This is a genomic window from Micromonospora sp. KC213 (assembly GCF_004348325.1).
Taxonomy (GTDB): Bacteria; Actinomycetota; Actinomycetes; order Mycobacteriales; family Micromonosporaceae; genus Micromonospora.
In genome coordinates, this window is the sequence record NZ_SMKF01000190.1 from 1 (window position 1) to 10,564 (window position 10,564).

Sequence of the window (10,564 nt, forward strand, 5' to 3'; positions counted from 1 at the left end):
TACGACGACAGGACGACCCGTGTCGAACGCCGACCACGTTGCCGTCGCGCCGCGCCCCGACGCCGCCGACACCGCCACCGAACGCCCGCCGTCACCCCCCGGCGGCCTGCTGCGTGCCCTCACCGTCGCGGCGCCCGCCGTCATCACCGACGCCGGGGTGCTGGGCTTCGCCCTCTGGACGGTGCTCTACCACGTGGCCTTTCTGTTCGCCCTGCGTCCGTCGGTCACCTTCCTGATCTGGGTAGCAAGTGGCGTCCTGCTCGCCGGCTGGTGGTCGGTGCGCGCCTGGCGGCGGTGGCCCACGCTCCGCCCGGCGGCCGGTCCGACCGTCCCGGACGGCGCCGCCACCACCGGTTACCCGCGTCGCTTGTTACTCCCGGTGGTGGCGGCCGGCCTGGTCGCCGCGGTCACCGCCGGACTGGCCAACACTCCGGCCGGCGACGCGATCTCCTGGTGGATCCCGGCCACTGCCGGCGCGGTCGCCGCCGTCGGGGTCATGCTGATGACCCGCCGCGTCTGGCTCGCCGGTCCCACGCCCGCCGCGCCCGCGCCCACCGCCCTCCAGTCCGCGTACGCGCTGGTCGTCTCCGTCGGCGTGGCCATCACCTCGCTCTTCATCGCCCGCAACACCCCGGACGACGTCTACTACGTGGGCAAGTCGACCTGGGTGGCCGAGCGGGACATCGTGCCGCTCAACGACTTCCTGTTCAGTGAGAACGTCCTCCCGGCGATGGGCTCGCAGCCGCCCACCCCGTCGATCGAGGTGTTCACCGGCGCGCTCGGCCACGTCCTGGGCATCCACGGCGCCTCCGCCACCTGGTACCTCGCGCTGCCGGTGATGGCGGTGCTCGCCATCCTCGCCCTGTGGCGGCTGACCCACCGCTGGGCCCCGCGCCGGCCCGTGTTGGCGTTCAGCGTCGCCGTGGCGTACCTCTACCTCGTGGCCGGTGCGGACGCCGCGCTCGGCACCTTCCACCTGCCCCGGCTGTACGAGGGCAAGGGCATGTTCGTCTCGGCGGCCATCCCGCTGATGTGGCTCTACCTCACCGAGTGGTTCGACACCCGCAGCCGCCGTTCGCTGCTGATGGTGTTCGCCCTGTCGGTCACCGCCACCGGCCTCACCACCACCTCGGCCATCATCCTGCCGATGCTGGTCGGGGCCGCCGGGCTGGCCATGCTGCTGGTCGGCCGGGTCAAGGACGCCGTCATCGGTGGGCTGGCCGCGGTCGCGTACCCGGTCGGGTCGATCGTGGTGTCCCGGCTGGTGCTCGGCGGGATGAACGCCACCGGCGCGGACGACGCCTTCTTCGACGCCGAGTACACCTACCGGCGCACCCTGATGATCGGCATCGTCGGCGTGATCAGCGGGCTCGCCCTGTGGTTCGGCCCGCTGCTGGCCCGCCGTCGCACCCCGGCGCTGCTCGCGGCCGGCGCCGCGCTGACCATGAGCGTGCTGCTGGTCCCCGGGGTACTGGAGGCGCTCGGCGCGGCCAGCGGGATCTCCGTGGTGCTCTGGCGGGTGCCCTGGCTGCTCGCCCTGCCCACGTTGATCGGCCTGCTCTGCACGGTCGACGTGCCGTCGGCGACCCGGGCGTTGCGGGTCGCGGTCGGTCCGGTGGTGGCCGTGGCGATGGTCGCCTCGTTCGCGATCTGGGCCACCCCGATGTGGTCGCCGGTGAGCTGGGTCGAGACCCACGACCGGCCGACCTGGAAGCTGCCCCAGCAGCGGCAGCGGATCGCCTTCTGGATCTCCGAGCAGGACCGGCCCGCCGGGCTCCTCCTCGCCCCTTCTGTGATCATGCGGACCTCGCTGATCGTCACCAGCCGCGTCCGGGTCGTCCTGCCCCGCGACTTCTACCTGGTCGAGTACGACCGCAACTCCGACTTCGCCAAGGACCGGCTGCTGCTGGCCCGGTTCGCCGACGGCCGGCAGAAGCCGTCCAAGGCCGACGTCGAAGCCGCCGTGCAGCGGGTGGGTGTGGGCACGATCTGCGTCTACAACAGCAACCAGTACGCCCGCGACATGGTGGTCGACCTGGGCTTCCAGGAGTTTGCCGAGCGCCGCGGCCCGGGGGCCATGACCTGCTACGGCCGCGGCGGGTGACCACCGGGCCAGGGTGGTGACGCCACCGGCGTGACGCGGTGACCTCGCGCGGGGTGGCCCGAAGTGTGACCATTGTGGGAGTCCTGTACCCGAAGGACGACCGGGCGTCTCCTCACGTTAAGGTCGCAGTCACCGTCCGACCGGTAGGCCCGGTCGTCGCACCGCGAGCGGCGTCTCGCCCGGTGACCTCAGCGATCGGCAGGCACGCCCGTCATCGATCTCGTAGGGAGCGTTCTCGTTGTTCGGCTCGTTGACTGGACGCATCGGCACCGCCGCCCGCGGCGCGTTGCTGGTGCTGTCCTATCTGGTCATGCTCGTTGGGGGCACCTTCGGTTGGACCCCCGTCTTCGTCGTGGCCGGACTGGCCGCCGTCGTCGGTGAGTACGCCCTCACCCGGTGGTCGCCACCGACGGACGTCCTGCTGGACAAGGTCGGCCTCAACCGCGGGTACCGGCAGCTCAGCCGGGACCTCGCCAGCGTCCTGCTGGTGGCCGCCACGGTGCCGCTCACCGGTGTCGAGCTGACCTGGTTGCTGCTCCTACCGGCCGCGGTCTGGGTGATCGCGGTGTTCGCCGGGGCACTGAACACGATGATCGACCGGCGGAACCCGGTCTCCGCGCTGGTGCGCAACATCGAACTGGGCGCGGTCCGGTCCGCCCCGCGACCGCCGCAGTGGGCTTCGGAGAACGCCGGCGTCCGGTTGGCCGTGCTGAACGTGGTGCTCATCCCGGCCGCGGTGCTGGCGGCCGTGCGCCAGGACGTCACCGCCGTGTTGGTGGCGGGCGCGGCGGCGGCCGTCGCGGCGGCGGCGGTCGGCGCGATCATCGTGCTGACCTGGCTGCGGGGCCGGGGCAGCGGCACCGGCAAGGACCAGCTGCTCACCCAGGTCCAGCGCTGGATCGACAGCTACCGCCCCGAGGTGGCGCTCTACTTCGCCGGCCCCGCCAAGGACGTCTACCAGGCCAACATGTGGCTCGCCCCGACGGAGGCGCTCGACCAGCGCGGCATCGTGCTGATGCGCAGCAAGGAGGCGTTCTTCGAGCTGGCCGACACCCGGCTGCCGGTGGTCTGCGTGCCGGCCGGGGTGGACTTCATGAACCTGGAGCTGGGCACGGTGCGCGCCGCCCTGTACGCGGCCAACGTCGGCGCGAACATCCACATGCTGCGTGAGCCGGGCATGAAGCATGTCTTCGTCGGCCACGGCGACAGCGACAAGCAGGCCAGCGTCAACCCGTACAGCAAGGTGTACGACGAGGTCTGGGTCGCCGGCCTGGCCGGCCGGGAGCGCTACGCCCGCGCCGGGGTCGGCGTACGCGACGAGGACATCGTCGAGATCGGCCGCCCGCAGCTCGCCGGCGTGGCCACCTTCGGCGCGGAGTCGGCGCAGCGACCGTTCACGGTGCTCTACGCCCCCACCTGGGAGGGGTGGCTGGACGACGACCCGTACCACACCTCGCTGGTGCTGATGGGAGAGCGCATCGTCAAGGGGCTGCTGGCCACCTCGCCCGCGGTCCGGCTGATCTACAAGCCGCACCCGTTGACCGGCTCCCGCTCCAGCCAGGCCAAGGCCGTGCACGAGCGGATCGTGGCGCTGATCCGGGCGGCCGGCGGAGACACCGAGGCCACCACGCTCGACGGGCCCGGCCACCGGGTGATCACCGGGCGGGTGCCGGCGTTGTTCGACTGCTTCAACCAGACCGACCTGCTGATCAGCGACGTCTCCAGCGTCGTCTCCGACTTCGTGCAGAGCCAGCGGCCGTACGTGGTGGCCAACCCGAGTGGCCTGCCGGAGGACGAGTTCCGTCGCACCTTCCCGACCTCCCGGGCGGCGTACCTGCTCTCGATCGACTGCGGCGAGCTGGAGAAGATCCTCGCGCTGACCCGGGCCGGTGACGACCCGATGACCGAGGCGCGGCGGGAGCTCAAGACGTACCTGCTCGGCCCGGCCGAGGCGAACCCGATGGAGCGGTTCCAGGAGGAGATCGCCCGGCTCTGCCGCTGACGGCACCGACGCCGCGGGCCCGGGACGTCACCCTCGTCCCGGGCCCGCGGCGTGCCCGGGCCGGGCCGGGGCTCCCGTTCCGCGTCCGCGTCTGCCACCATTTCGCAGGTCATCGGTACGACGAATGGGGGTCGAAGGTGCGCATCCTGCTGGTCGAGGACGACCGACGGGTGGCCGCCGCCCTCTCCTCGGCGCTGACCCGGCGCGGGTACGAGGTCGAGCATGCCGCCACGGTCGCCGCGGCTCTCTCGGCCGCCCCCTGCGACCTGGTGCTGCTGGACCTGACCCTGCCCGACGGTGACGGCACCGACGTCTGCCGGGAGCTGCGCCGCCGCAGCAGCCAGCTGGGCATCATCGCGGTGACCGCCCGGGGCGAGGAGCGGGACCGGGTGCTCGGCTTGCGGCTCGGCGCCGACGACTACGTGGTGAAGCCGTTCTCGATGGTGGAACTGCAGGCCCGGATCGAGGCGGTGCTGCGGCGGGCTGCGCACGCCCCGCCACCGCGGGACGTGATCGAGGTCGGCGGGCTGCGGATCGACGTGTCCGCCCGGACCGTCACCGTCGACGGTCGAGCCGCGGCGCTGACCCGCAAGGAGTTCGACATCCTGCTCTCCCTGGCCCGCCAACCCGGCGTCGCCGTGTCCCGGGACCGGATCCTGCTGGACGCGTGGGGGACGACCTGGGCCGACCGGCACACCGTGGAGGTGCACGTCGGCTCACTGCGCGGCAAGCTGGGCGACCCCCGCCTGGTGGAGACCGTGCGCGGGGTCGGCTACCGGCTCCGCGGCGAGTGAGGGGCCCGGCGTGCGTCGTCGACTGGTCATCAGCTACCTGCTGCTGATGGTCCTGGTGCTGGTGGCGTTGGAGACGCCGCTCGCGGCCACCCTCGCCTCCCGGGAGACCGACCGGATCCGCGCCGACCGGCTCGCCGACGCCACCCGGTTCGCCTCGCTCGCCGGGCCGGCGTTGCGCGGCAACGTACCCGGGCCGGTCGGCGGCGAACTCGCCGCCTACGACGAGCTGTACGGCATACGCGCGGCGGTGGTCGACCGGGACGGCCGGACCGTCGTGGTGTCGCCCGGCTGGTCGGGTGGGCCGCAGACGGCGGCGGCACTGGAGAGCGCCCTGGTCGGTCAGCAGTTCAGCGCCCCGGAGGCGGTCTGGCCCTGGGTCGACGGCCCGCTGGTGGTGGCGGTGCCGATCAACGACGGCGGGGAGGTGCTCGGCGCGGTGGTCACCGCCACCCCGGCGGCGGAGGTCCGGCGTACCGTCACCGCCTGGTGGCTGCTACTGGCCGGGATCGGGCTGCTGGCCGTGCTGGCCTGCGTCTCCACCGCGTTCGGGCTGGCTGGCTGGGTGCTGCGTCCGGTGACCGAGCTGGACGCGGTGACCCACGAGATCGCCGAAGGGGACCGGGGCGCACGGGTGCAGCACCGGCTGGGCCCACCCGAGCTGCGCCGCCTCGCGGCCAGCTTCAACAACATGGCCGACGTGGTGTCCGACGTGATGGACCGGCAGCGCGCCTTCGTGGCGCACGCCAGCCACCAGTTACGCAACCCGCTGACCGCGCTGCGGCTGCGGGTCGAGGAGCTGGGGTCGAGCCTCACCGACCCGGACGGGTTGGCCGAGCACCGGCTGGCGTTGGAGGAGACCGACCGGTTGGCCCGGGTGCTCGACGCCCTGCTCACCCTGGCCCGCGCGGAACGGGAGGAGAACCAGCGGATCACCGTCGACGCGGCCGAGCTGGCCGCTTCCCGGGTCGCGGCGTGGGAGCCACTGGCCCGGCACCGGTCGGTGACGCTGCGGCTGGCCGCCGAGGGCCCGGCGTACGCCCGGACCGTGCCGACCGCCGTCGACCAGGCTCTCGACGCGCTGATCGACAACGCGGTGAAGTTCAGCGGGAAGCAGGGTGTGGTGACCGTCACGGTCCGGCACGCCGACGACGGCGTCCTTCTCCAGGTCGCCGACACCGGCCCGGGCATGACGCCGGACCAGCTCGAACAGGCCACCGAGCGGTTCTGGCGAGCGCCGGACGCGCAGAACGTCGAGGGCGCCGGGCTGGGCCTGACCATCGTCGCGGTGCTGGTCGACGCCTCCGACGGCCGGCTCACCATGCGCCCGGGGGACCGGTGCGGCCTGGTCGCCGAGGTGTGGTTCCCGGCCCCGGAGGACGGCCCGGCGATCGTACGGCCGGTGGACCCGGCCCTCGTCAGGGCTTGACCGAGCGGTACCAGTCGGCCGCGCCGGGATGCAACGGCAGCGGTGTGGTGGCGATCGCCGAGCGGGGGCTCATCCGCCCGGCGGCGGGGTGCGCCGCCGCCAGCTCGGTGCGGCGTTCCATCAGCAGCCGGGTCACCTCCCGCACCAGCGGCTCGGGCAGGTCGGCGCGGACGATGAGATAGTTCGGGTTGGCCACCGTGGTGACCGGATCCAGGTCGTACACCGAGCGGGGGATGTCCCGCGACACGTACACCTCGCGGTAGCCACGGCGCAACCACTCCGTCCACTCGCCGAGGTCGATGATCCTCGTTGCCGAGGTGCCGGCCAGCTGCTGCACGCCGCGTACCGGCAGACCACCGGAGAAGAAGAACGCGTCGATCCGGCCGGCCCGCAGCGCGGCGACCGAGTCGTCGAGGCCGAGGTGCAGCTGGCGGACCTGGTCGCCGCCGAGCTGGGCCGCCTCCAGTAGCCGGGTCGCGGTGATCTCGGTGCCGGAGCCCGCGGCGCCCACCGACACCCGCCGGCCGCGCAGGTCCGCGAGCGTGCGTACGGGTCCACCGGCGGTGGTGACCAGATGCAGCAGGTCGTCGTAGACCCGGGCCACCGCGAGGACCGACGGCGGTCCGGCCGGCCCGGCGGGCAGCACGTCGGCCTGGGTGAAGCCGAGTTCGGCCTGACCGGCACCGAGGAGCCGGATGTTCTCCGCCGACGCCGCGGTCACCACCACACTGGCCCGTACGCCGGGCAGTTCCCGGTTGAGCAGGGCCGCGAGCGACTGCCCGAAGGCGTGGTAGACCGCGGTCGGGCTACCGGTGGCGATCCGGATGATTGTCGGCTCGGTCCGGGAGTCCCGGCAGGCGACCAGCCCCGTCGCCGCCAGGACCATCAGCATCAGCAGCGCGGACGGGGCGGCGACGCGGCGTCGGGTGGGGGCGGACCAGCATCGAGTCACGCGCTGCACTCTGCGCCGTACGGCCCCACCAGCGCAACCTCAGTCCGGCGGCGGCGGCGACGTCGGCGGCGGGTCGTCGTAGGCGATGACCAGGCTGCTGGAGTAGGCGATTGAGCGGGGGAATGCCCCGGTCTCGTCGCTGTCGTCGTGCCCGACCGGCCGGACCCGCAGCGCGCGGTGGGCGTAGCCGTCCTGGCCTGCCGGCTCGACCTCGAAGGTGACCGCCTGCCCGGCGGTGAGCGCCCGGAACCCGGGCGTCCGCACCTCGGAGAAATGCACCCAGGCCCCGCCGGGCGTCTCCGGAGCGTCGAGCACGCCCCAGCCCCGGTCGACGTGGTACTCGCGGACCGACCCGATCAGCCTCATCCGACCATCATGGCCGGCCGGCCGGGCGGGCGCGCGCCAGGGCGGCCCGCTCGATGATCCTCAGGCGGTCCGGGCCGTCGGCCACGCTGACCACGAGGCACCCGGCTCCCGGGCGGAGCAGGGCCGGTACCTCCAGCAGGGCGGCGCTGCGCACCAGCACCGCGGCCAGCTCCCGGTCGGTGAGCCGGATGCCGAGGATGTGCCGGCGCACGTGCCGGCCACCGGCGAGCAGCGCGGAGCGCCAGGCCGCCGCGGCGAGCCGACCCCGCCAGAGCACCCGCGCACTCGACGCTCCGGCCACCGGCCCGGCCAGCAGCTCGCGGCGGCCCCGCCGCCACCCCGCACCGCACAGCTCGGCGTACGTGGCCCGGTGCTCCTCGGGCACGTGCAGCCGGTGCAGCTCGTAGCGGCGGCGCAGCCCACCGCTGACCACCTCGTGCTGCACCGGCACGTCGAGGCGGGTGAGGAGTTGGCGCATCCGCAGTGCGGCGTCCTGCCGGTTGAACTCGGCCGCCGGCCGGTACGGCTCGACCGGACCCCGACCGGTCGCCGGAGGAGGCGTGCAGCGGAGCAGGCAGGCCACCTCGAACGCGTCGCCCAGGGTCATCCAGTCCATCGGCGGCGGGGGCGCCATCGGACCGGGCCGGCCGAGCAGGGGCCGGTCGAGCAGGGTGGGTTGCGGGGCCATGGGCCGCTCCTTTTCGGCGTCGGGGTTCCCTTACCGTTGCCTCCCGTACGGCCCGGTTCCACCGATCCGACCCAGCCTTGAGGAAATCTTGCGGCACGGGTCAGAGTTCGGTGACCACCACGTCGACCTGGCGTGGTCGCCCGGCGGTCGCCGGCCGCTCCTCGATCGCGTACCCCAGGTCGCGCAGCGCGGCGACCAGCCCGGCCGGGCCGCGTGGCCGGGCACCGGCGACCAGCAGGTCACGGACCAGCCGGCCCTTGGTCGCCTTGTTGAAGTGGCTGACCACGGTGCGGGTCACCCGGCCGTCGACCGCGCGCTGGTGCAGCACCCGCACGCTCACCGTCCGCCCGGCCAGCGCCCCCCGCGGCGTCCAGGTGGCCGCGTACGCGGCAGAGCGCAGATCCAGCACCGGGCCGTCCCCGGCCGCCGACTCCAACGCCGGGGCCAGCACCTGCCGCCAGTACGCCGACAGCGCCCCCACCCCGGGCAGTTTCGCCCCGATCGGGCAGCGGTACGGCGGGATCCGGTCGGCGAGCCGCACCGCGCCCCACAGGCCGGAGCTGACCAGCACCGAACGGCGGGCGGCCCGCAGCGCCGGTGCCGGCAGGGTGGCCAGGCTCAGCGCCTCGTACAGCACCCCGGTGTAGACCTGCCCGGCCGGTGCGGTGGCGGCCCGCTCCAGCCGCGCGTTGCGGTCCAGCTCGCTCCGTTGGCCGGCGCTGAGCCCGAGTGCCGCCAGTGCCGCCGTCTCGTCGGTGACGGAGACGCCGACGAGTGCGGCCAGCACCTCCTCGCGGGCCGGGTTCAGCTCGGGCAGGCAGAGTCGGGTGAGGTCCAGCCGCCGGCCGGTGCCGGCGTCGGCCTTGCCCTCGGAGGGCGGCAGCAGGATGAGCACGGCCGCCAGCGTACGGGCCGGATTCGGCGCCACGGCCGCCCGGCGGTCGACGCTCACCAGCTGGCCAGCCGCGCGGCTGCCACCCACCCCACCGGGCTCCTCCCGTGGTCGGTTCCGGCGGGGTGTGGCAGGGTTGCCGTGTGCCACCCACTCCCGCAGGCCAGTTGGCCGTACCGAACCTGCACCGGGCAGCGCGGATCGAGGACGCCGTGCACCAGTTGGTGGAGCGCCGGCTCCGCCGTACCGGGTGGCGGATCAACATCGTGGCGTACGCCGGTTACGGCGCACCCGGTTGGGCGCGGGTGCTGTGCCGCGTGCTGTTGGGCCGCCCGGACACGCGCCAGCGGGGCCGGTTGGAGAAGGTGCGCGGTTGGCGCAGCTTCACCACCCTGCCGGCAAAGCACGTCACGGTACGGATCGAGGCCGGTGGGACGGTGCACGAGGCGCAGGCCGACCGTAGTGGCTTCGTCGACACCGTCATCGAGGGCGACTTCACCCCCGGCTGGTCCTCGGTACGGCTGAGCGTGGCCGAACCCGAGGGCATGGCCGACGCCGGTGCCGTGGCCGACGCCGAACCGGCGGAGGCGCTGATCCGGGTCCTGCACCCGGATGTCCGGTTCGGCATCCTCTCCGACATCGACGACACGGTCATGGTGACCGCGCTGCCCCGTCCCCTGCTGGCGGCCTGGAACACCTTCGTCCTCGACGAGCACGCCCGGGCTGCGGTGCCCGGCATGGCGGTGCTGTACGAGCGGCTGGTCACCGCCCATCCCGGAGCGCCCGTGCTCTACCTCTCCACCGGCGCCTGGAACGTCGCTCCGACCCTCACCCGGTTCCTGTCCCGACACCTCTACCCGGCCGGACCGTTGCTGCTCACCGACTGGGGTCCGACCGCCGACCGGTGGTTCCGCAGCGGTCGGGAGCACAAGCGGGCGACCCTGGCCCGCCTGGCCCGGGAGTTCCCACAGGTGCGTTGGCTGCTCATCGGTGACGACGGGCAGCACGACCAGGAGATCTACCGGGAGTTCGCCGCGGCCCATCCGGAGAACGTGGCCGGGGTGGCGATCCGCCGGCTGTCCCCGACCCAGTCGGTGCTCGCCGGCAGCCTGCCCGCCCCGGCCGGTCGCTCCTCGACCGGCCCGGTGGGGCAGAAGTGGCTCTCCGCCCCGGACGGCGCCGGCCTCTGGAAACTCCTCCGCGAAGCCGACCTGGTCTGACCACCCCCACCCCCGGCTGCCCGTCGCCCGCATCTTTCCGCGTTGATCGTGAACTTCGCGACGTAGTTGATCTCTGTCGGTGCCGCCAACTATCAACGCGCGAGGGCGCGGGGGTGGGGG

At 73.6% G+C, this 10,564-nt stretch carries 9 protein-coding genes; 5 read left to right on the top strand and 4 right to left on the bottom strand.

What is annotated here, in order from left to right:
• The 4 genes from E1166_RS26300 to E1166_RS26315 all read left to right on the top strand — a co-directional run.
• Nucleotides 1-2,104: DUF6077 domain-containing protein (locus E1166_RS26300; RefSeq protein ID WP_207914543.1), on the top strand; the 2,104-nt coding region annotated here is incomplete at its 5' end.
• A gap of 238 nt (nt 2,105-2,342) precedes the next feature.
• Entirely contained in the window at nt 2,343-4,106 is a 1,764-nt protein-coding gene (locus tag E1166_RS26305) for a CDP-glycerol glycerophosphotransferase family protein (protein ID WP_207914544.1), read from the top strand.
• A 137-nt stretch (nt 4,107-4,243) separates the two neighbouring features.
• Nucleotides 4,244-4,900, top strand: a complete 657-nt coding sequence (locus tag E1166_RS26310; RefSeq protein ID WP_132342635.1) for a response regulator transcription factor — start codon at nt 4,244-4,246, stop codon at nt 4,898-4,900.
• A gap of 10 nt (nt 4,901-4,910) precedes the next feature.
• A complete protein-coding gene (locus tag E1166_RS26315) occupies nt 4,911-6,326 on the top strand; it encodes a HAMP domain-containing sensor histidine kinase (RefSeq protein WP_132342636.1) in 1,416 nt (471 codons plus the stop codon).
• Here the strand turns inward: E1166_RS26315 and E1166_RS26320 are convergent.
• From E1166_RS26320 to yaaA, 4 genes are all read right to left on the bottom strand, one after another.
• Complete coding sequence (locus tag E1166_RS26320; RefSeq protein WP_132342640.1) at nt 6,316-7,218, bottom strand: TAXI family TRAP transporter solute-binding subunit; 903 nt, start codon at nt 7,216-7,218, stop codon at nt 6,316-6,318. The genes E1166_RS26315 and E1166_RS26320 overlap by 11 nt on opposite strands.
• 99 nt (nt 7,219-7,317) lie before the next feature.
• The gene (locus E1166_RS26325; protein ID WP_132342637.1) at nt 7,318-7,644 is read right to left on the bottom strand and encodes a cold shock domain-containing protein; all 327 of its coding nucleotides are present in this window, start codon (nt 7,642-7,644) and stop codon (nt 7,318-7,320) included.
• 7 nt (nt 7,645-7,651) lie between these two features.
• Nucleotides 7,652-8,332, bottom strand: a complete 681-nt coding sequence (locus tag E1166_RS26330; protein ID WP_132342638.1) for a hypothetical protein — start codon at nt 8,330-8,332, stop codon at nt 7,652-7,654.
• A gap of 100 nt (nt 8,333-8,432) precedes the next feature.
• Nucleotides 8,433-9,227, bottom strand: coding sequence for a peroxide stress protein YaaA (yaaA, locus tag E1166_RS26335; protein WP_132342641.1), 795 nt, complete (start codon nt 9,225-9,227; stop codon nt 8,433-8,435).
• Between the two features lie 140 nt (nt 9,228-9,367).
• Between yaaA and E1166_RS26340 the strand changes: the two genes are divergently transcribed.
• Nucleotides 9,368-10,444, top strand: a complete 1,077-nt coding sequence (locus E1166_RS26340; protein ID WP_132263909.1) for a phosphatase domain-containing protein — start codon at nt 9,368-9,370, stop codon at nt 10,442-10,444.
• The last annotated feature ends 120 nt before the right edge of the window (nt 10,445-10,564 follow it).

Coding starts and splice junctions, on each gene's coding strand:
- E1166_RS26320 (WP_132342640.1), bottom strand. CDS start 7,218: ATGCTGATGGTCCTGGCGGCGACGGGGCTGGTCGCCTGCCGGGACTCC.
- E1166_RS26330 (WP_132342638.1), bottom strand. CDS start 8,332: ATGGCCCCGCAACCCACCCTGCTCGACCGGCCCCTGCTCGGCCGGCCC.
- E1166_RS26325 (WP_132342637.1), bottom strand. CDS start 7,644: ATGAGGCTGATCGGGTCGGTCCGCGAGTACCACGTCGACCGGGGCTGG.